At 71.5% G+C, this 19,807-nt stretch carries 23 protein-coding genes, 1 tRNA gene and 1 other RNA gene; 17 read left to right on the top strand and 8 right to left on the bottom strand.

What is annotated here, in order from left to right; translation table 11 throughout:
* Positions 1 to 24 precede the first annotated feature (24 nt).
* Genes HNQ58_RS05705 through HNQ58_RS05680 form a run of 6 tightly spaced genes read left to right on the top strand, consistent with a single transcriptional unit; the run spans position 25 to position 3,726 of the window.
* Positions 25 to 777 (top strand): 3-deoxy-D-manno-octulosonic acid kinase, encoded by a 753-nt coding sequence (locus HNQ58_RS05705; RefSeq protein WP_183947882.1) that lies wholly within the window; start codon positions 25 to 27, stop codon positions 775 to 777.
* Entirely contained in the window at positions 774 to 1,538 is a 765-nt protein-coding gene (locus HNQ58_RS05700; protein WP_183947880.1) for an MBL fold metallo-hydrolase, read from the top strand. Before HNQ58_RS05705 ends, HNQ58_RS05700 begins: the two co-directional genes overlap by 4 nt.
* Entirely contained in the window at positions 1,535 to 2,566 is a 1,032-nt protein-coding gene (gene moaA, locus HNQ58_RS05695) for a GTP 3',8-cyclase MoaA (RefSeq protein WP_183947877.1), read from the top strand. Before HNQ58_RS05700 ends, moaA begins: the two co-directional genes overlap by 4 nt.
* 2 nt (positions 2,567 to 2,568) lie before the next feature.
* The gene (moaC, locus tag HNQ58_RS05690) at positions 2,569 to 3,066 is read left to right on the top strand and encodes a cyclic pyranopterin monophosphate synthase MoaC (RefSeq protein ID WP_183947875.1); all 498 of its coding nucleotides are present in this window, start codon (positions 2,569 to 2,571) and stop codon (positions 3,064 to 3,066) included.
* A complete protein-coding gene (gene moaD, locus HNQ58_RS05685) occupies positions 3,063 to 3,302 on the top strand; it encodes a molybdopterin converting factor subunit 1 (RefSeq protein WP_183947873.1) in 240 nt (79 codons plus the stop codon). The genes moaC and moaD overlap by 4 nt, the downstream gene beginning before the upstream one ends.
* A gap of 4 nt (positions 3,303 to 3,306) precedes the next feature.
* Positions 3,307 to 3,726, top strand: coding sequence for a molybdenum cofactor biosynthesis protein MoaE (locus HNQ58_RS05680; RefSeq protein ID WP_183947871.1), 420 nt, complete (start codon positions 3,307 to 3,309; stop codon positions 3,724 to 3,726).
* A 251-nt stretch (positions 3,727 to 3,977) separates the two neighbouring features.
* Here the strand turns inward: HNQ58_RS05680 and ffs are convergent.
* An RNA gene (gene ffs / locus HNQ58_RS05675) (signal recognition particle sRNA small type) lies at positions 3,978 to 4,074 on the bottom strand.
* Positions 4,075 to 4,177: 103 nt separating this feature from the next.
* Positions 4,178 to 4,270: transfer RNA gene (locus HNQ58_RS05670), tRNA-Ser, on the bottom strand.
* A 148-nt stretch (positions 4,271 to 4,418) separates the two neighbouring features.
* On the opposite strand from HNQ58_RS05670, the gene dnaX reads away from it, so the two are divergent.
* The 4 genes from dnaX to HNQ58_RS05650 all read left to right on the top strand — a co-directional run bounded on the left by dnaX (position 4,419) and on the right by HNQ58_RS05650 (position 7,653).
* The gene (gene dnaX, locus HNQ58_RS05665) at positions 4,419 to 6,140 is read left to right on the top strand and encodes a DNA polymerase III subunit gamma/tau (protein WP_183947869.1); all 1,722 of its coding nucleotides are present in this window, start codon (positions 4,419 to 4,421) and stop codon (positions 6,138 to 6,140) included.
* Between the two features lie 3 nt (positions 6,141 to 6,143).
* Entirely contained in the window at positions 6,144 to 6,464 is a 321-nt protein-coding gene (locus HNQ58_RS05660; RefSeq protein ID WP_183947867.1) for a YbaB/EbfC family nucleoid-associated protein, read from the top strand.
* Positions 6,465 to 6,620: 156 nt separating this feature from the next.
* A complete protein-coding gene (gene recR, locus HNQ58_RS05655) occupies positions 6,621 to 7,223 on the top strand; it encodes a recombination mediator RecR (RefSeq protein ID WP_343057206.1) in 603 nt (200 codons plus the stop codon).
* 85 nt (positions 7,224 to 7,308) lie between these two features.
* Positions 7,309 to 7,653, top strand: a complete 345-nt coding sequence (locus tag HNQ58_RS05650) for a histidine triad nucleotide-binding protein (protein ID WP_183947863.1) — start codon at positions 7,309 to 7,311, stop codon at positions 7,651 to 7,653.
* A 57-nt stretch (positions 7,654 to 7,710) separates the two neighbouring features.
* Here the strand turns inward: HNQ58_RS05650 and HNQ58_RS05645 are convergent, their stop codons facing one another.
* Genes HNQ58_RS05645 through HNQ58_RS05630 form a run of 4 tightly spaced genes read right to left on the bottom strand, consistent with a single transcriptional unit; the run spans position 7,711 to position 12,126 of the window.
* Complete coding sequence (locus tag HNQ58_RS05645) at positions 7,711 to 8,232, bottom strand: Slp family lipoprotein (protein ID WP_183947861.1); 522 nt, start codon at positions 8,230 to 8,232, stop codon at positions 7,711 to 7,713.
* Positions 8,229 to 10,208, bottom strand: coding sequence for a transglutaminase TgpA family protein (locus HNQ58_RS05640; RefSeq protein WP_183947859.1), 1,980 nt, complete (start codon positions 10,206 to 10,208; stop codon positions 8,229 to 8,231). The genes HNQ58_RS05645 and HNQ58_RS05640 overlap by 4 nt, the downstream gene beginning before the upstream one ends.
* Entirely contained in the window at positions 10,201 to 11,163 is a 963-nt protein-coding gene (locus tag HNQ58_RS05635; RefSeq protein ID WP_246417080.1) for a DUF58 domain-containing protein, read from the bottom strand. Before HNQ58_RS05635 ends, HNQ58_RS05640 begins: the two co-directional genes overlap by 8 nt.
* A 9-nt stretch (positions 11,164 to 11,172) precedes the next feature.
* On the bottom strand, positions 11,173 to 12,126 hold the full coding sequence (locus HNQ58_RS05630; RefSeq protein ID WP_183947858.1) for an AAA family ATPase: 954 nt from the start codon (positions 12,124 to 12,126) through the stop codon (positions 11,173 to 11,175).
* Positions 12,127 to 12,174: 48 nt separating this feature from the next.
* Here HNQ58_RS05630 and HNQ58_RS05625 point away from each other — a divergent pair, with 48 nt between their 5' ends.
* Entirely contained in the window at positions 12,175 to 14,037 is a 1,863-nt protein-coding gene (locus tag HNQ58_RS05625; protein ID WP_183947856.1) for an ArnT family glycosyltransferase, read from the top strand.
* A gap of 18 nt (positions 14,038 to 14,055) precedes the next feature.
* On the opposite strand, the gene HNQ58_RS05620 is transcribed toward HNQ58_RS05625, so the two are convergent.
* Positions 14,056 to 14,634: a Maf family protein gene (locus tag HNQ58_RS05620; protein ID WP_183947854.1), complete on the bottom strand. Its 579-nt coding sequence runs from the start codon at positions 14,632 to 14,634 to the stop codon at positions 14,056 to 14,058.
* 7 nt (positions 14,635 to 14,641) lie between these two features.
* Positions 14,642 to 15,118: a hypothetical protein gene (locus HNQ58_RS05615; protein WP_183947852.1), complete on the bottom strand. Its 477-nt coding sequence runs from the start codon at positions 15,116 to 15,118 to the stop codon at positions 14,642 to 14,644.
* A 128-nt stretch (positions 15,119 to 15,246) separates the two neighbouring features.
* Between HNQ58_RS05615 and HNQ58_RS05610 the strand changes: the two genes are divergently transcribed.
* The 6 genes from HNQ58_RS05610 (at position 15,247) to fabG (ending at position 19,740) form a co-directional block, all read left to right on the top strand.
* Entirely contained in the window at positions 15,247 to 15,762 is a 516-nt protein-coding gene (locus tag HNQ58_RS05610) for a YceD family protein (RefSeq protein WP_183947850.1), read from the top strand.
* Between the two features lie 15 nt (positions 15,763 to 15,777).
* Entirely contained in the window at positions 15,778 to 15,972 is a 195-nt protein-coding gene (gene rpmF / locus HNQ58_RS05605; protein WP_183947848.1) for a 50S ribosomal protein L32, read from the top strand.
* 102 nt (positions 15,973 to 16,074) lie between these two features.
* A complete protein-coding gene (locus HNQ58_RS05600; protein WP_183947846.1) occupies positions 16,075 to 17,055 on the top strand; it encodes a beta-ketoacyl-ACP synthase III in 981 nt (326 codons plus the stop codon).
* Between the two features lie 31 nt (positions 17,056 to 17,086).
* The gene (locus tag HNQ58_RS05595; protein WP_183947844.1) at positions 17,087 to 17,878 is read left to right on the top strand and encodes a BUD32 family EKC/KEOPS complex subunit; all 792 of its coding nucleotides are present in this window, start codon (positions 17,087 to 17,089) and stop codon (positions 17,876 to 17,878) included.
* Between the two features lie 168 nt (positions 17,879 to 18,046).
* Complete coding sequence (fabD, locus tag HNQ58_RS05590) at positions 18,047 to 18,994, top strand: ACP S-malonyltransferase (RefSeq protein ID WP_183947842.1); 948 nt, start codon at positions 18,047 to 18,049, stop codon at positions 18,992 to 18,994.
* Positions 18,991 to 19,740, top strand: a complete 750-nt coding sequence (gene fabG / locus HNQ58_RS05585; RefSeq protein WP_183947840.1) for a 3-oxoacyl-ACP reductase FabG — start codon at positions 18,991 to 18,993, stop codon at positions 19,738 to 19,740. The genes fabD and fabG overlap by 4 nt, the downstream gene beginning before the upstream one ends.
* Positions 19,741 to 19,807 lie beyond the last annotated feature (67 nt).

Genomic DNA, 19,807 nt, shown 5'->3' with positions numbered 1-19,807 from the left:
GATGACGACCGTGCCCCGGGACCGATGACCACGGCCATTGCCGAGAGCCTGCAGCTTCTGCAGCACGCCGATGGCGAGGCGGCGATTGTGTTCGACCGCGCACGCCTGCCGCAAGCCGGCTATGGGCTGTTCGAGCCGGCGGCCTGGGGTGGGGAGGCCCGGCCGGTCGGCGAGCGCGGCGGACGCGGTGCTGCCTGGTTCGTGCGCGGCGAGTTCGGCGAGGCGGTGCTGCGCCATTACCGGCGCGGCGGGCTGGTGGCGCGTTTCAATCGCGACCGCTACCTGTGGCGCGGCGCCGACCGCACCCGCAGTTTCGCCGAGTTCCGGCTGCTGGCGGAGCTGCGCGGTCTCGGCCTGCCGGTGCCGGCGCCGATCGCCGCCGGCTATCGGCGTCGGGGCCTGACCTACACCGCGGACATCCTCGTCCAGCGTATTCCCGGAGCGCGTTCGCTGGCCGAGCTGCTGGGGGACGACCTGGATGCGCCCCCATGGGCGCGGGTCGGCGAGGTGCTGGCGGCCTTCCACCGCGCGGGCGTCTGCCACGCCGATCTGAACGCGCACAACATCCTGATCGATCCGGAGTGCGCGGTATGGCTGATCGATTTCGACCGCGGTCGGCGCCGCCGTGTCGCCGACGACTGGCGCCATGCCAACCTGCGTCGCCTGCAGCGATCCTTGCTGAAACTGCGGGGCATTCATGCGGTCGAAGCGGTGATGCGCTGCCATCGCGTCATCGTCGCAGGCTACGAGTCGGCCTGGGCCGGGGAGGCGGCATGAGCTGGGCGATGCGATTCCTCGGTGTCGGCAATGCCGGCGCCGCCGGCGAGCTGGGCTCGGCCAGTGCCGTGATCGAGCACGACGGCCGCCCGCATCTGCTGATCGACTGCGGGCTGGAGGCGCTCGCGGCCTATCTGCGGCGCTATGTGGAACCGCCGCGCGCGGTGTTCATCACCCATGTCCACATGGACCACGTCGGCGGGATGGAGCAGCTGTTCTTCCGGGTCTGGTTCGACCCGGCACGCCGGGGCCAGGTGGCGCTGTACGTGCCGGCCGCGATCGTGCCGCATCTGCAGGCCCGGGTGGCCGACTATCCCGGCGTGCTGGCCGAGGGCGGCGCCAATTTCTGGGACGCCTTCCGGCTGGTGCCGGTGACGCGCGGCTTCTGGCACGCCGGCTGGTGGCACGAAGTGTTCCCGGTGCGTCACCACCTGCCCGAGACCGCCTACGGACTGCGGCTGCGCGGCAGCTTCGTGTTCACCGGCGACACCCGGCCGATTCCCGAGATGCTGGCGCGTTTCGCCGATGCCGGCGAATTGGTGGCGCACGACTGCGCGCTGCACGGCAATCCCTCGCACAGTGGCATCGACGAGCTGGAGCGCGAGTACCCGCGCGAGCTGCTCGATCGCCTGCTGATCTATCACTACGCCTCGCACGCCGATGGCGAAGTGCTGGCCGCGCGCGGCTACCGCGTGGCGCGCCGGGACGAGGTGGTCGCGCTCCCCGCGCCGGTCGAGGCACGCGTGACGGCGACACCATGAGGATGCCCGATCCGCTGCCGCTGGCTGCTGCACCGCGCGACCGTCTGGGACGGCCGCTGCACGACCTGCGCATCTCGGTGATCGAGACCTGCAACTTCCGTTGCCCCTACTGCATGCCGGCCGAGCACGTGGCGGACGGTGAAGGTGCACCCGACCGCGCACGCCGCCTGTCGTTCGACGAGATCGAGCGGTTGGCGCGCGCCCTCGTCCGCCTGGGCGTGCGCAAGCTGCGCCTGACCGGTGGCGAACCGCTGCTGCGCAAGGATCTGCCCGCGTTGGTGGCGCGGCTGGCGGTGATCCCGGGCGTAGACGATCTGGCCCTGACCACCAACGGCTCGCTGCTGGCGCGGCAAGCCGGAGCACTGCGCGAAGCCGGTCTGCATAGGCTCACGATCAGCATCGATTCGCTGGATCCGGCGCGTTTCCGCATCCTCACCGGCGGGCGCGGCGAACTGGACCAAGTGCTCGCAGGCTTCGCCGCCGCCGAGGCGGCCGGCTTCACGGCGATCAAGATCAACTGCGTGGTCCAGCGTGGTGTCAACGAGGACGATGTGCTGCCCCTGGTCGAGCGCTTCCGCGGCACGCCGCACGTGGTGCGCTTCATCGAGTTCATGGATGTGGGCAGCTGCAATGGCTGGCGGCCGGATCGGGTGGTGCCCTCGGCCGTGCTGCGCGACCGCATCCATGCACGCTGGCCGTTGCGCGCGCTCTCGCCCGGCTATCGCGGCGAGGTCGCCGAGCGTTACGCCTTCGCCGATGGCGCCGGCGAGGTCGGCTTCGTCAGCTCGGTGAGCGAGCCGTTCTGCGGCGACTGCCATCGCGCCCGGCTGTCGGCCGATGGCCAGTTGTTCACTTGCCTGTTCGCTGGCCAGGGCCATGATGTCCGGCCGCTGCCCGGTGAAGGCGAGGAAGCGCTGGCAGCGCGGATCGCACAGGTCTGGCGCCGACGCACCGATCGCTACAGCGAACTGCGCGGCCCGCGTTCGACTGCGGCGAAGAAGATCGAGATGTACCTGATAGGCGGCTGAGGATGGCGAAGAAAAAGTCCGTGCTGACCCATGTCGATGCCGCGGGCCGACCCGCGATGGTCGACGTATCCACCAAGGTGGCGACCGTGCGCGAGGCGCTGGCCGAGTGCCGGGTGCGTTTCCCCGCCGCCGTGGCCGCAGACCTGCGCGACGCGAAGATGGCGACCAAGAAGGGCGCGGTGATCGACACCGCGATCATCGCTGGCACGATGGCGGTCAAGCGCACCCACGAGCTGATCCCGTTCTGCCACCCGCTGCCGATCGAGGGTTGCCGGTTCGTTGTCGAATGGACGGCCGACACGATCTTGACGATCCGCTGCGCCGTGCGCGTCACCCATCGCACCGGTGTGGAGATGGAGGCACTGACTGGCGCCACGGTCGCCGCGCTCACCGTCTACGACATGTGCAAGGCGCTGTCGCACGGCATCGTGCTCGGCCCGGCGAGGCTGCTCGGCAAGCGCGGCGGCAAGCGCGATTTTGGTGAGGCGGTGCGGGCATGAAGGTGACCGTGCTGTACTTTGCCAGCCTGCGCGATGCGGCCGGATGCGAGTCCGAGCAGGTCGAGACGGCGGCAACCGGGCTGCGCGAGCTGTACGCCGCGCTGCGAGCCCGGCACGGTTTCGCCTTCCCGGCGGAGCGGCTGCGGGTGGCGGTGGATGCGGCCTTCGTCGGTTGGGACGCACCGCTGCGCGACGGTGCCGAGATCGCCTTCATTCCGCCGGTGTCGGGGGGCTGAGCCGATGAAACGGTTCTCGCTGGCCGACGCACCGTTCGACATCGCGCCATTGCGCGAGTCGCTGCTGGATCATCGCGCCGGCGCCTATGCCGGCTTCGAAGGCCGGGTGCGCGACCGCAACGAGGGGCGCCCGGTGGACAGCCTGCGCTACGAGGCCTACGCCGCGCTGGCCGAAGCCGAAGGCGAGCGCATCCTGGACGAGGCCATGCGGCGCTTCGACATCGTCCAGGCACGCTGCGTGCATCGCGTCGGCGACCTGGCCTTGGGCGAGCTGGCGGTATGGGTCGGCGTCAGCGCCGGCCATCGCGATGCCGCCTTCGCCGCCTGCCGCTGGATCATCGACGAGGTGAAGGCGCGGGTGCCGATCTGGAAGCACGAGCGCTACGCCGACGGCGTGGCCGGCTGGCTGCATCCGGACACCTGAACGCCCGCTGCGGACGCCGCGGGCGTTCCGAGGCGGGCGAGGGTGGCGAACCCCCGCCGGCTGGCCTCGGCGCCCGAATCAGCCGATACCGTTGCTTCCTTCCGGGCGAGAAGGCGCGCTTGCGCTCAGCCGGTGGCTGAGCGCGCGCCGACGAGCGCCGCAGGCAGGATGCCGAAGGCGGGCGGCCTGGTGAGGCAGGAAGCCGAACCTGGCCGTGGCCCAGGTCCGGAAACTTGACGACGGGTGGCGAACCCCCGCCGGCTGGCCTCGGCGCCCGAATCAGCCGATACCGTTGCTTCCTTCCGGACCTGGCGGGGTTTTCGACCTATCGTCGCGAGGGGCCGACGGGGGCCGCCATAGACGTGAAAGCCGGCATCGCACCGGCCTGGGAGCCTTCTGGAAAGTCCGCGCATGAATGCGCGCGGCCGTTGCCAAGGGGCCCGCATGTGAGTGGCGGAGAGGGCGGGATTCGAACCCGCGATACGGGGTTTAGCCGTATACACACTTTCCAGGCGTGCTCCTTCAACCACTCGGACACCTCTCCGCAGAGGACGGCGCATCCTGCGCCTCGCCTGAAACAAGAGGCGAAATGATACCGGCCACCCTCCCGGGCGACAAGTAAACGCCGTTTCGCGCTTGGCCGGGGTCGGGGGGCTTGGCACAATGGGCCGATCCTCCGCGACGGCCCGCCGATGTCCTACCTCGTCCTCGCCCGCAAATGGCGCCCGAAGCGTTTCGCCGAACTGGTCGGGCAGGAGCACGTGGTGCGCGCGCTCGGCAATGCGCTCGACAGCGGCCGCGTCCACCATGCCTTCCTGTTCACCGGCACCCGTGGCGTCGGCAAGACCACCATCGCGCGCATCTTCGCCAAGAGCCTGAACTGCGAGCGCGGCACCTCGGCCGAGCCGTGCGGCGAGTGCGGCGCCTGCACCGACATCGATGCCGGCCGCTTCGTCGACCTGCTGGAGATCGACGCGGCCAGCCACACCGGCGTGGACAACGTCCGCGAACTGATCGACAACGCCCAGTACATGCCCTCGCGCGGGCGCACCAAGGTGTACCTCATCGACGAGGTGCACATGCTGTCCAAGCCGGCCTTCAATGCGCTGCTCAAGACGCTGGAGGAGCCGCCGGGGCACGTGAAGTTCCTGCTCGCCACCACCGATCCGGAGAAGCTCCCGGTGACGGTGCTCTCGCGCTGCCTGCAGTTCAACCTCAAGCGGCTGGACGAGGCGCAGATCCGCGGCCAGATGGAGAAGATCCTCGCCGCCGAAGGCATCGCCTACGAGCCGGGTGCAATCGAGGTGTTGGCACGCGCCGCCGACGGCAGCCTGCGCGATGGCCTGTCCCTGCTCGACCAGGCCATCGCCTACACGGGCGGTCAGCTCGGCGAGGATGCGGTGCGGGCGATGCTCGGCACCGTCGACCGCGGCCAGGTCGGCGCGCTGCTGGAGGCGCTGGCCGATGGCGACGGCGTCGCACTGATGGCGCGCATCGAGACACTGGCTGGCTTCTCACCCGACTTCGGCAGCGTGCTGGATGAGCTGGCCGCGGCACTGCACCGCATCCAGTTGTGCCAGCTCGTCCCCGGCATGGCCGGCGAGGAGGCGCGGCTCGACACCGCGGCGCTGGCGGCGAAGCTCAGGCCCGAACTGGTGCAGCTGTGGTACCAGATGGCGATCACCGGCCGCCGCGACCTGCCGTATGCGCCCAGCGCGCGCGCCGGCTTCGAGATGGCACTGCTGCGGATGCTGGCATTCCGCCCGGCCGGCTCGGCCGACGGTGCAGCCGCCCCGGCATCGGGGAGCGGCATGCCGCATCGCCGCACGCCATCGCCCGCGGCGGCCAGCGCCACGGGCGCCACGCCGCATGCCGCGTCCGACGGGGCCCGGCCGGCGACAGGCGGACCAGGCGCACCGATTGCGACAACGGCGTCCAGGCCGCCCGAGTCGCCTCCAGCGCCAGCGCCGACTCCGGCTCCGGCCAAGCCCGCCGCCGTCACCCTGGCCAAGGCCCAGGACTGGTTCGATCTGGTCGCCCGCGCCGATGTGCGTCCACCGGCCAAGCAGCTTGCATCGCATGCCGCCTTTTGCGGTTACGCCGATGGCGTGCTGCGGCTCGCGTTGCCCGAGCACATGGAGGCGCTGCGCACCGAGTCGCTGGCCCGTTCGCTGGCGCAGGCACTGGAGCCGGTGCTCGGGTGCATGCCGGAAATCCGCTTCGAAAAATCCGTCCCCGCCAGCGCCGAAACCCTGCACGCCCGCGCCGCGCGTGAGCGCAGCGAGCGCCAGGGGCAGGCCGAAGCGGCATTCCTCGAGGATCCGACCGTCCGGCGGCTGATCGACGAGTACGGCGCGCAGCTCGTGCCCGGCTCGATCCGGCCGCTTTCCGAAAACCACGCCGAAGGAAACTGAACCATGCGAGGCAACATCGCCCAACTCATGCAGCAGGCGCAGCGCATGCAGGAAAACATGCAGCGTGCGCAGGAAGAACTCGCCAGGCTCGAAGTCACCGGCCAGGCCGGTGGCGGCATGGTGCAGGTGACCCTGACCGGCCGCATGGAAACCCGCCGGGTGCGTATCGATCCGCAGGCGCTCGGCGATGCCGAGATGCTGGAGGATCTGGTCGCCGCCGCCTTCAACGATGCGGTCAACAAGGCCAACGAGCTCAGCCAGCAGTACATGGCCAAGGTGACCGCCGGCATGCCATTGCCGCCGGGCATGAAGCTGCCGTTTTGAAGCAGGGCTGGGGGATGAGCGATCGTCTCCATGGGCGTGGCAGCGGTGGCCGAGCGTCTCCGCGAACGCTGAGCGCATGAGTGTCGACGCACTTCAAGCGCGAGCGCAGGTTGTACCGCTCACCGCCCAGTTTTCAGCTCCCTATCCTCGATGCCCGTGAGCGCCTCCCCCCTCCTCGACCAGCTCATCGAAGCCCTGCGCTGCCTGCCCGGTGTCGGGCAGAAGTCGGCGCAGCGCATGGCCTATCACCTGCTCGAACGCGATCGCGAGGGCGGGGTGCGGCTGGCGGCACGCCTGGCCGAGGCGATGGAGAAGATCGGCCACTGCGAGCGTTGCCGCGACTTCAGCGAGGTGCCGGTGTGCCCGCTGTGCGCCAGCCCCGCGCGCGAGACGCAGCTGCTGTGCGTGGTGGAGACGCCCGCCGACCGTCTCGCCATCGAACTTGCCACCGGCTACCGTGGGCTGTACTTCGTGTTGCAGGGGCGGCTGTCGCCACTGGACGGCATCGGCCCGCGCGAGCTCGGCCTGGACCTGCTCGCGGCGCGGCTCGCCGCCGGCGATGTGGGCGAGCTGATCATCGCCACCAACCCGACCGTCGAGGGTGAGGCCACCGCGCATTACCTGGCCCAGCTCGCGCGCCAGCACGGCGTGCGTCCGAGCCGGCTGGCGCACGGCTTGCCGCTGGGCGGCGAGCTGGAATACATCGACCGCGGCACCTTGGCCCACGCCTTCGGTTCGCGCAGCGAAATTCCGTCCTGAGTGGCGCACGGCGGGCGCCGGCTTGCATCCCGGACGCCGAGCCTCGATGCTCTCACCCGATTCCCGATTCCCGATTCCCGTTCTTATGTCCGACACCATTTTCGGCAAGATCATCCGCCGCGAGATCCCGGCCGACATCGTCTACGAGGACGAGCACGTGCTGGGTTTCCGCGACATCAACCCGCAGGCGCCGGTGCACGTGCTGTTCGTGCCGAAGCAGCCGATCGCCACGCTCAACGACCTGACGCCGGAACACGCGGCGCTGGTCGGCCGGCTGGTGCTGGCTGCCGTGGACTACGCGAAGCGGGAGGGCTTTTCGGAAAACGGTTACCGCACCGTTCTCAACTGCAATCGCGACGGTGGGCAGTCGGTCTACCACATCCACCTGCACCTGCTGGCCGGGCGGCAGATGGCCTGGCCGCCCGGCTGAGCGGCCGAGGGAGTCAGTCGCTCAGACGCGCGCATGGCCCGTGGAAGGGGCCGGGTCTCACCACCACCAGCGGCGCGGACCGTACCAGTACGGGTAGGGGTGATACCACGGGTCGCGCCAGCGCGGGTCGACCTCCTGTCGTGGCGGCCACAGATAGATGACATCGGCGGCCACGCGCGGATGGCGATACTCGTATTCGCCGATCAGGCGCGTTTCCATGCCGTCGATGCGACCGACGACGGTGACTTCGCGGCCGGCGGCGAACACTTCCGGATCGTAGAAGCCGGCGCGACAGGCCAGGAAGCGGCCGGTGGTGCTGTCGTCGCTGCGGGGGCGCGCCAGGCTGCCCAGGTCGCGGCCGACGATCTGCAGGCAGGTGCTGTCGCGGCGCGGCTCGACTGCGGCGATCGTGCCGCCCCAGCGCACACTGGCGCCGATGGCGGCCGTGCTGGCCGCGTCGGCCGGGGTGAGCGGCGCGTAGTCGCCGCGCAGTGGGGTCGGTGCGGTGGCGCAGCCCGCCAGTGCGAGGCTGGCAACCAGCAGCGTGACGCAGGCAGGAGAAAGACCGGGACGACTCATGGATCGGCTCCAGGCAGGGGCCGCGCACGCACGCGCGGCCGGAAGTTGCGCAAGGCACGCGCCAGCTGTGCGCGTGCCTCGTTGTCCAACACCGCACCAGCATAGCGCCAAGCCGCGAAACGCCAGCTGAGCGCGAGGATCTCGCCGGCGTCCGCCGGCAGGCGGGCGGCGGCGCGTTCGGCGAAGGTCAGTGGTGGCTCGTGTGGGGCCTTGGCCACGCCGGCACGGGCCAGGCGCGCGAGGAAGCGGGCATAGGCAGCCAGCAGTGGATCGGTTCGCGGCGAGGATTGCCGCAGCAACAGCCACAGGGTGAGCGCCAGCGACAGCCCGACACCCGTCGCGAAGGCCAGGGCGAGCTGGCCGGCGCTGGCTTCCTCGATGCCGAACGGGCGCAGCAGGAGACGCTGACGGTTGGCGTCGAAGCCGAGCACGAACTCATTCCAGCCGCGCCGCAGCCAGTCGGCGAAGGTGGCGATCGGGACCAGGCCCTCGCCCAGTCCGGCCAGCCCGCCGCCGATGAAGCCGCTGCGCAGGAAGACGCGCTCGGGGTCGACCGCCGCGGTCGGATCGATGCGCGTCCAGCCGCGTCCCTCCAGCCAGACTTCGGTCCAGGCATGGGCGTCGGACTGACGGATCAGCCAGTAGTCGCCGATCGGGTTGCGGAAGCCGCCGGCGTAGCCGGTCACCACGCGGGCCGGGATGCCGGCGGCGCGCATCAGCACGGCGAAGGAGGAGCTGAAGTGCTCGCAGAAACCCTGCCGGGTGACGAACAGGAACTCGTCGACGCTGTGGCGGCCGAGCGGCGGCGCATCCAGCGAGTAGCTGAACTCGGCGCGGAACCAGGCCAGCGCGCGGCGGATGACCTCGGCATCGTCGGCGCCCTCGCTGCGCCAGCGCTGCGCCAGTGCCAGCGTGCGCGGGTTGTAGCCCTCCGGCAGCCGCGTCGCCGCCTGCCACAGCTGGTGCCGGAGTTGCGGCTCGAAGCGCGCCGGCGACACGGATTCGAGCCGGTAACGGCGCAGGCTGGACACCGCGCGGCGGGCATAAGGCGCCAGGTCCAGGCCCATCACGGCATCGGGCGGTGCCGAGGTGGGCAGGTCCAGGGCGAACAGAAAGCGCTTGTCGGTCGGTTCCAGGGTGATCTCGTAGGCCAGCCCGGGGCCGGCCGCCTCGACCGGCGCCGGTGGCAGCGAGGCGGCCCAGGGGGCGCGGGTCCAGGCACGGCCGTCGAAATCCCACAGTACCGGCCCGCGCCAGTACATCTGCTCGACCGGCGGCGGCGGACCGAAGAAACGCGCACGGAAGGCCGGTGCGTCGTCGTTCATCAGGTCCAGCCATTGTCCGGGCTCCATCCGGTCGCTGATGCCGGTGCGTGCCAGCGCATTCTCGGGTACGCCCCAGAGCGGGGCCGGAAGGCGCGGGAACAGCCAGAACGTCGCCACCGCCAGCGGGATCGCCAGTGCAACCCACGCGACGGCACCGGCCAGGCGGTGCGCAACCGGGACCGTCACACCGCCCGGCACCTCGTGCTCGGCCATGCGGCTGCTGGCGGCCAGCGCCATCGTCACCGCCGGGACCGCCAGCGCCAGCGTCAGGGGCCCCTGATCCTGCAGGAAGGCGGCGAAGGTGGCGAACAGCGCAAAACCGACCAGGCTGCGCCCGTCGCGCAGCCAGCGCGTCTCGCCCAGCTTGAGCGCCAGCATCGCCAGCAGCAGCGCGCAACCGGTGTCGCGGCCGAAGCGGAAGCCGAACGCCGCCAGCACCAGCCCGGTCAGGCTCAGGGTCAGCAGCAGCCGCAGCCAGTCCGGCCAGGGACGGCGCGCGCCGCTCCAGGCGGAGACCAGGCCGACCGTCGCCAGCGTGCCGGCCAGCCAGCCGGGCATCAGCAGCAGCAGCGGCAGGGCGGCGACCGCAGCGGCCGCGACACACCAGCGGCGGGCATCCGGATGCAACGGCGGGCGTGCGGACTCAGCCATCGGGCAGCAGCGCGAGCGCGCGCAGGCAGGCGTGGCGATGGGCCGGTCCGAGGGCCGGGCCGAGGGATTGGCCGGGCAGGCTCAGGCGGTAGCGCAGGCCGTGACGCTCGGCCTCGACCACCCAGCGCGCGAGCCGGCGGATGCGCTCCTCGTGGCCGAGTCCGGTCAGCGTGTTCCAGTCCAGGTGCACCTCGCGGCCGGCGCGGCCTTCGTACTCGCGCACCAGCAGGCGGTCGGCCCGGGCCGAGGCCTTCCAGGCCACCTGCCGCAGCGGGTCGCCGCTGCGGTAGTCGCGCAGGTGGTGCAGCTGCTCGCCGAGGTCGCGGCGGTGCGCCAGCGTGCCCTCGCCGCCGTCGACCGGCAGCGGTGGCGCCCGTGATTCCAGGGCGGGATACACCAGCAGCCGGGTGTCCGGCCAGAGCCAGCACCAGGCCACGGCGAAGCCGTGCGGCTGGCGGGTGGACAGACGGAGGCGGTCCAGCCGCTGCCAGCCGCGGCGCGGCGCGGGCAGTGCCAGGCAGGCTTCGGCGGCATCGTCGCCCGACAGGTCGAGCCAGGCCTCGGCGGTGCCCAGCCGCAGGGCCAGGCCGTGCCGGCGCCGCCGCGGTGCCGCCTCGAAGCGCAGGCGCAGATGCAGCACCTCGCCGGCATGCACCGGTTCGGCGCCGAGGGCGGTGAGGCGGATGCCGCTCAGGTGCAGGTGCGCGCGCACCAGGCTGTTGTGCGCCGCGGCGGCGAGCAGGAAGCCCAGCAGCAGGGCCGGATTGTTGTTGTAGTTGAGTGCGCCCAGCAGCATGGTCGCCAGCAAACCGGCGACGAACAGGCCGAAGCCGGTCGGCAGCACATAGATGCGGCGGCGGTCGATGTGGATCGGCAACGGTTCCGGCGCGCGCGGTCGCGCCCATCGGCCGAGCCGGTCGGCGAGCGCGTCACGACGGCTGCGCAGTGCGGCCAGCACGGGCGCTCAGGGCAGCCTGACCGCCCGCAGGATGGCGTCGGCCAGTGCCAGCCGGTCGCTGGCGTCGGCCTCCGGCACCAGCCGGTGCGCGGCGACCTCGACGAACAGCGCCTGCACGTCCTCCGGCAGCACATGCTCGCGCCCGGCCAGCAGCGCGTGTGCGCGCGCGGCGCGCAGCAGCGCCAGGCCGGCGCGCGGCGACAGTCCGACGCGCACGCCGGGATGGCGGCGGCTCTCCGCCATCAGGGCCTGCACGTAGGCGATCAATGCTTCGCTGGCGTGAATGTTCTCGACGGCGGCGCGCAGGGCCAGCACGTCCTCGGCGGTGAGCATCGGCAGGGTGTGGGCGATCAGCTCGCGGCGATCCTCGCCGGCCAGCATCTCGCGCTCGGCCTCGGCGTCGGGGTAGCCCAGCCGCAGGCGCAGCAGGAAGCGGTCGAGCTGCGAGTCGGGCAGCGGGAAGGTGCCGGCCAGGTCGACCGGGTTCTGCGTGGCGATGACGAAGAACGGTTGCGGCAGCAGGTGGGTGATGCCGTCGATGCTGACCTGGTGCTCGGCCATCGCCTCCAGCAGCGCGCTCTGGGTGCGCGGCGGCGCGCGGTTGATCTCGTCGGCGAGCAGCAATTGGGTGAACACCGGCCCCGGATGGAAGCGGAACTCGCGCGCGCTCTGGTCGTACACGCTGACGCCGAGGATGTCGGATGGCAGCAGGTCGGAGGTGAACTGCATGCGCTGGAAATCCAGGCCCAGGGTTGCCGCCAGGGCGCGTGCCAGCGTGGTCTTGCCCAGCCCGGGCAAGTCCTCGATCAGCAGATGGCCGCCGGCCAGCAGGCAGGTGAAGGCGAGGGCCACCTCGCGCCGTTTGCCCAGCACCAGCCGGTTGACCTGCGCGATCGCCCCGGTCAGCGCCGTGCGCGCGGCGTCGGCTACGATGGGTGGGGTGTGGGTCTGGGCATGCATGTCGTTCTTGGACCGTCCTTTTCTTGTCGACGCGAGCAGGATGCTGGCATGGCGCGGCCTTCAGCCTACGTGAAGTTTGTCACCCTCTGGGCACTGCTGGGCGCGGTCAAGCTGTGGCTGGCCGCCTCCCTGGACCTGTTCGGCGACGAGGCCTTCTACGCCTGGGAGGCACGGCATCCGGCCTGGGCGTATTCCGACCTGCCGGCCGGCACGGCCTGGCTGGCCTGGCTGGGCATGGAGCTCGGCGGCCCGACGCCGTTGGGCCTGCGTTGGCCCTTCCTGCTGATGGGCGCGGCGATACCGTGGCTGCTGGCGCGCATCGCGGCACGCTGGTTCGGCGCCGAGGCCGGCTGGCGCGCCGGCATCCTGTGCCTGCTGATGCCGCTGACCGGCACGCTCGGCGTGCTCGCGTTGCCGGACGTGCCGCTGACCTTCGCCACGTTGCTGTGTCTGGACGCCATCGCCGCGCTGCTGCGTGGCCGCGAGCGTGGCGCCTATGCATTGCTGGCGGCCGGGCTGGTACTCGGTGCGCTCAGTCACTACCGCTTCGTGGTGGTGCTCGCCGCCGGGCTGGTCGGCCTGCTCCTCGTCGCCGAGGGACGTGCACTGCTGCGGCGCCCGGCGCTGTGGGGCGTGCTGGCGCTGGGTGCGGCGGCCTGGTTGCCGCTGGGTGCATGGAATCTCGCCCATCGCGGGGCCGGCGTGGGTTTCCAGCTGGTCGACCGTCATCCTTGGGCCTTCCACTGGGACGGCGCGTGGTTTCCGCTGGTGCAGGCGGTGGTGGTGACGCCGCTGCTGTTCGTGCTGCTGCTGTGGGCGCTGGTGCAGGTGTGGCGGCGTTGGCGCCGCGGCGAGGCCGGGCCATGGGGCCTGGTGCTGGGTGCGGCAGGCGTGCCGCTGCTCGGGTTGTTCGTGCTCGGCTTCTTCGCCGATGCCGAGCGCGTCAGCTTCCACTGGCCGCTGCCGGCCTGGCTGGCGCTGATGGCGGTGCTGCCGGCGCTGGGCGACGGGGCGAGGTCGTGGTCGTGGTCGTGGTCGTGGCGGGCGGCGCACGGCCTGGCGGCCGCAGGGCTGCTGGCCACGTTCGTCTGGCTCGCCGCCGCGGCCATGCCGACCTGGCGGTCGCCGCTGGCCGACCGGCCGCTGTACCCGGACAACTTCAGCGGTTGGCGTGAGCTGGCCGTGGCGGTGGCGCACGAGCTGGACCGGCTGTCGCCCTCGACGCAGGTGGTGGCGGACAACTTCATGCCGGCGGCGGCGCTCGCCTTCCACCTGCGGCGGCGCGACATCGGGGTGCTCGACCACCCGAAGAACCACAAGCACGGCCGTGCCGCCCAGCTGGCGCTTTGGGGGTATGTACGCGACAGTCTGCGCAAGCGCCCGGCACCGGTCCTGCTAGTGCTGGAGGACGGCGCGGTGCGGCCGCGTGAACTGGTCGACTGGTACCGGCAGGTCTGCGTGCTGGCCGGTCCGCTGCCGCCGCCCGTGACCGTGGCGGTGGATGACGGCCGCAAGCGCTTCCTGCTGTTCCGCCTGCCCGCCGGTGCGGTGCCGGCGGATGCGCCCTGCGTCACGCCGGCGCTGGGGGCCATCGACCGCCCCGGGCAGCGTGTCCCGCGTGGCGACGCGCTGGTGTTCGAGGGCTGGACGATGAAGGACGGCGCCGGCGTGCGCCGGGTCGAGGTGCTGCTGGGCGGCGAGCCGGTGGCCGAGGCCATGCTCGGGCTGCCGCGCCCGGACGTGGTGGACTTCTGGCGCGGCTCGACCGACCCGGCGCAGCCCGATCTCGGCTTCCGTGCCGAACTCCCGGCCGGCTCGCTTGCGCCTGGCCGGTACCGTCTGGCGCTGCGCGTGCATGGCGGCGACGGCAGCGTCGAGGTCGTTGGAGCGCGCTGGCTGCGGGTGGACTAGGGCGCGCCGCGCAGGGACTCAGGGCACTGCGAACCCCGCCCGTCGCAGCATTCCCGCCAGCGCGATCAGCGGCAGGCCGATCAGCGCCGTGGGGTCGCGCGATTCGATCGCCTCGAACAGGGTGATGCCCAATCCCTCGCATTTGAAGCTGCCGGCGCAGTCGTAGGGTCGCTCGGTGCGCAGGTAGCGCTCGATCTCGTCCACGTCGAGCGGGCGGAAGCGCACCACTGTCAGGTCGAGGTGGTGCTGGACCTCGTCATCGGTCCCACGCAGCAGGCACAGGCCGGTGTGGAAGCGGACTTCGCGGCCTGCGGTTGCGCGCAGCTGCGCGACCGCGCGGGCATGGTCGCCGGGTTTCCCGAGCGGTCGTCCATCGAGATCGGCGACCTGGTCGGAGCCGATCACCCAGTCCTCGGGGTGGCGTGCGGCGACCGCACGGGCCTTGGCCGCGGCCAGGCGGCGGGCGAGGGCGGCGGGCGGCTCGCCGGGCTGCGGGGCTTCGTCGACCTCGGGGCGCGCCGTCTCGAACGGCAGTCCCAGGCGGCCCAGCAGCTCGCGCCGGTAGGGCGAGGTCGAGGCGAGGATCAATTTCGGCATCGGGGCCTCAGCCGCTCTGGCGGCGCAGCTCGGGCGGCTCGCGACGTGCGGCCTCGAGGGCCGCGTCGGTGGCTTCGGTCAGCTCGGCGCCGGCGCGTTCCAGACGGTCGAGCTCGGCGGTGATGCGTTCGCGGGCGCGGTCCATGGCGGCGCAGGCCTCGTCGAGTTCGCGCTGGCTGGCGTGCCCGCCGTGGCGCTGGATCCACAGCCGGTGCTGGAGCACGTCGCGCAGGGCATCCTGGATGACCTGGTCGCTGTCGAGCGAGGCGCGCGCCACCGCGCCGACATCGTCGGGCACGCGGTCGACCACGCCGCGCATCGCGTTCATGCGTTCGCGGGTGCGGTGCAGCAGGCGCTCCATCGCGTCGGCGCCGTCCAGCAGCCGGCCGAGCGCATTCTGCCGGCGCTGCGCACGCCGGTGCAGCCACAACGCCGCGGCAGCCGCCAGCGCCAGCAGGACCAGGGCTTGGGAGATGTAGCTCACGCGGTTTTCCATCGGCCGCGACGGGATGTCCGCAGTCTGCCCGAGCCGGCCGGGGGCCGCAAACCCGCGTGGCGAAAGGCCTTTTTTGATTGACAGCGGGTCGGTGACGGCTTTACCATTTCGCTCTTATGTCCGCGACCCTGCCCGAAGTGCTGGATGCTTGGCGCATGGTCGCGGCGCGGCGGTGTTTCGAAGGCCGTCTGCCGCTGTCGGCGTTCGCGCGGCTGTGCGGCAGCCTGGAAGTCGTCGAGGGCGACTGCCGGTTCGCGCTGGAGTTCGGACGCGACGCCCTGGGCGTGCGCTTCCTGGAGCTGCAGATCGAAGCCGAGCTTCCCCTCCAGTGCCAGCGCACGCTGGAGCCTTTCCGGCTTCCGGTGCGGGTGACGCAGCGGCTGGGCCTGATCACCGACGAATCGCAGGAGGCGGGCCTGCCGCCGGGCTACGAACCCGTGCTGCTGGACGCCGAAGGCACGCTCCGGCCTGCCGAGCTGATCGAGGATGAGCTGATCCTCGCGGTTCCGGTGGTGCCGGTGAAGCCGGGCACCGAGGCGGTCGAGCGGGTCTTTCCCGCCGGGCAGGCCGAGGACGAGCCCGCCCCCAACCCGTTCGCCGCGCTGGTCGCGCTGAAAAAACACCAGAGTTAGTTCCGGAGATACGCCATGGCAGTCCAGAAGAGCCGCAAGACCCCGTCCCGTCGCGGCATGCGCCGTTCGCACGACGCCCTCACCGCCAAGCAGCTGGCCACCGACCCGACCACGGGCGAGACCCATCTGCGTCACCACGTCACCAAGGACGGCTACTATCGCGGCCGCAAGGTGATCGAGACGGCCGCGCCGGTCGTCGACGAAGAGTAATCGCGCTACAGTCCGGTCACGGCCTCGGGCCGTGCTGCGCGGCGGGCCCGGTCCCGCCGCGTCCGTTTTCGGCCCGGCGGGGCCGGCATCCCAGGAGACGGCATGACGGGACAGATCTACGCCCGCATCGCGGGTACCGGCAGCTACCTGCCGGAGAAGGTGCTGACCAACGACGACCTCGCGCAGTTCGTCGAGACCAGCGACGAGTGGATCCGCGAGCGCACCGGCATCCGCCAGCGCCACATCGCGGCCGAGGGGCAGACCACCGGCGATCTCGCCTACGAAGCGGCCGTGCGCGCCTTGGAGGCGGCCGGCGTGCAGGCCTCCGAGCTCGACCTGATCGTGCTCGGCACGACCACGCCCGACATTGTCTTCCCCTCCACCGCCTGCCTGCTGCAGCACCGGCTGGGTGCCAACGGCTGCGCCGCCTTCGACGTCAATGCCGCCTGTTCGGGCTTCATCTACGCGCTCGGGGTGGCCGAGAAGTTCATCCGCAGCGGCGCCGCGAAGACCGCCCTGGTGGTCGGCGCCGAGACGCTCTCACGCATGCTCGACTGGTCCGACCGCGGCACCTGTGTGCTGTTCGGTGACGGTGCCGGTGCGGTCGTGCTGAAGGCCGACAGCGAGACCGGCGTGCTGTCCACGCACCTGCATGCCGATGGCGGCTACAAGCATCTGCTGTACAACCCGGTCGGCGTCTCCGCCGGCTTCAAGCCGGAGGAGAAGAACGTCGGCGTGCGCGTGCTGATGACCGGCAACGAGGTGTTCAAGGTCGCGGTCAAGACGCTCGATGCGGTGGTCGAGGAAACCCTCGCCGCCAACGATCTCGACAAGCACGCCATCGACTGGCTGATCCCCCACCAGGCCAACCTGCGCATCATCCAGGCCACCGCCAAGCGGCTGGACATGCCGATGGACCGGGTGGTGGTCACCGTGGACCGTCACGGCAACACCTCGGCCGGCTCGGTGCCGCTGGCGCTGGACGAGGCGGTGCGCTCGGGCCGCGTGCAGCGCGGCCAGTTGCTGCTGCTGGAGGCCTTCGGCGGCGGATTCACCTGGGGTTCGGCCCTGATCCGTTACTGATCCCGCGGTCGCCACACACCCAGCAGCTGTCATGAGTGAGCCACGCGTCGAGCGGATCCGCTTCAACGGCCGCGTCGCCTGGCGCAAACGCTACGGCGCGCCGGAGCGGCGGGTGCGGCTGGCGGCCCTGCGCTGGCTGGCGCGCCGGCTGGGCGCCAGCGCGCTGATCGCGCCGCCGCCACAGGATCCCGAGCAGGCCTGTCGCACCGAGCGCGAGATGATCGCGCGCCTCGACGGGCTCGGCGTGCGCGTGCCCGAGGTGCTGGCCGCCGAGCCGACCGAATTGGTGCTCTCCGATCTCGGCCCCACGCTGGCGATCCGCTGCAAGAACGAACCCGACCCGGAGCGCCGCGCATCGCTGATCCGCAGCGGCTTCGCCGCGCTGCGCGAACTGCATGCCCGCGGCGGCTATCTCAGCCAGGCCTTCGCCCGCAACATGGTGATCACGCCCGAAGGCGTCGGCTTCATCGACCTGGAGGAGGATCCGCGCACGACGATGTCGCTGCCGGCGGCGCAGGCGCGCGATGTCCTGCTCTACGTGCAATCGACCGCGCGCTTCCTGGCCGATCGGCCCGAGCGCTACGCCGAGCTGCTGCAGACCCAGGTCGCGACGGAGTCGCCCGGGGTGCGCGAGGAAATTTCCCGCGTTGCCCGGCGCCTGCGCTGGCTCGCCCCGCTGGCTGCGCTCGGCGGTGAACGCGGCCGGGCGCTGGCACAGGCGCTGCGCGCCCTGGCCAGCGTGGGGGCGGTCGTCCTGTGGCTGCTGTTGCTGGGCGAGCAGGCCGATGACGTCGGTGTGGCCCTGATCGATCTGATGTTCTGATCTGACACGGAATCCGCCGAGCGCCGACCGCCGGCGACATGGAGGGTGGGCAGGCGGCTCCTCGCGAATCCCGGATCCACTGTCCCGTTTGCCGTACCCTACGCCCCGGTACAGACGATGGGCGCCGCCCGCCCGTATCATTCCCCGCTTTCCCGACGAGACCCGCGCGTGACGCAACCGAATCTCGCCTTCGTGTTCCCCGGCCAGGGCTCGCAGTCGCCCGGCATGCTGGCCGAACTGGCCGCGCTCCATCCGCAGGTCCGCGACACCTTCGCCGAAGCCTCCGAGGGCGCCGGCGTGGACCTGTGGGAGTTGTCGCAGCCAGGCCACGAGGACCGCCTCAATCAGACCGAATTCACCCAGCCGGCGCTGCTGGCTGCAGGCATCGCCGTCTGGCGCCTGTGGCAGGCGCACGGCGGCCCGATGCCGTCGCGCCTGGCCGGCCACAGCCTGGGCGAGTACACCGCGCTGGTCGCCGCCGGCAGCCTGTCGCTGGCCGACGGTGCCAGACTGGTGCGCGAGCGCGGCCGGCTGATGCAGGCCGCGGTGCCGGCCGGCGTCGGCGCGATGGCCGCGGTGCTCGGCGCCGAGGACGAGGTCGTCGCCGAGGTCTGCACGCAGGTATCGGGCGAGGAGGTGGTCGTCCCGGCCAACTACAACTCGCCCGGCCAGATCGTGATCGGCGGCCATGCCGGCGCCGTCGACCGTGCGATCGCGGCGTTGGCCGAACGCGGCGTGCGCAAGGCGGTCAGGCTGGCGGTGAGCGTGCCCTCGCACACGCCGCTGATGCGCGAGGCGGCCAACCGCCTCGGCGAGGTCATGGCCGGGCTGCGCTGGAGCGCGCCGGCACTGCCGGTGGTGCAGAACGTCGACGCCGAAACGCGCGATTCGGTCGTCGCGATCCGCGACGCGCTGCAGCGCCAGCTCTACCTGCCGGTGCGCTGGACCGAGTGCGTGCAGGCGCTGGTCGCGGGCGGCGCCACGCGCATGGCCGAATGCGGTCCCGGCAAGGTCCTGACCGGTCTGGCCAAGCGCATCGACAAGTCGCTCGACGCCCGCGCGCTCGGCCTGCCCGCCGACTTCGACGCGGCCCTCAACGAATGGAGCAAGGCATGACCCAGCAGCTTCCCCTCACAGGCGAGATCGCCCTGGTCACCGGTGCCAGCCGCGGCATCGGCGCGGCCATCGCCGACGAACTGGCCGCGCTCGGCGCCAGGGTGATCGGCACCGCCACCAGCGATGCCGGCGCGCAGGCGATCGGCGAGCGTCTCGCCGCCCATGGCGGCGTCGGCCGCAGGCTCGACGTGACCGACGGTGCGGCCGTCGAGGCGCTGGTCGACGCGATCGCGTCCGAGTTCGGCGCGGTCAGCATCCTGGTCAACAATGCCGGCATCACCCGCGACCAATTGCTGATGCGGATGAAGGACGAGGACTGGGCGGCGATCATCGACACCAACCTCAGCTCGGTCTACCGCACCTCCAAGGCCGTGCTGCGCGGCATGATGAAGGCGCGCCGCGGCCGCATCGTCAGCATCGCCTCGGTGGTCGGCCTGACCGGCAATCCCGGACAGTCGAACTATGCCGCGGCCAAGGCCGGCATCATCGGCTTCTCGAAGTCGCTGGCGCGCGAGGTGGGCAGCCGCGGCATCACGGTCAATGTCGTCGCACCCGGCTTCATCGACACCGACATGACCCGCGCGCTGCCGGAGTCCGCGCGCGAGGCGCTGACCGCCCAGATCGCGCTGGGCCGGCTCGGCGAGGCGGCCGACATCGCCCGCGCCGTGGCCTTCCTCGTCGGCCCGGGTGGAGCCTACATCACCGGCGAAACCCTGCACGTCAACGGCGGAATGTACATGCCCTGATCCGGCGTTTGCGCCCGGCGCGCGAGCGGAGGAAACTCACCCCTCGACCAGATACGGCCACCGGCAC

This window comes from Rehaibacterium terrae (assembly GCF_014202935.1).
Lineage (GTDB): Bacteria > Pseudomonadota > Gammaproteobacteria > Xanthomonadales > Xanthomonadaceae > Rehaibacterium > Rehaibacterium terrae.
The sequence above is the reverse complement of the archived record's forward strand: the minus strand, read 5'-3'. Positions and strand labels throughout refer to the sequence as shown.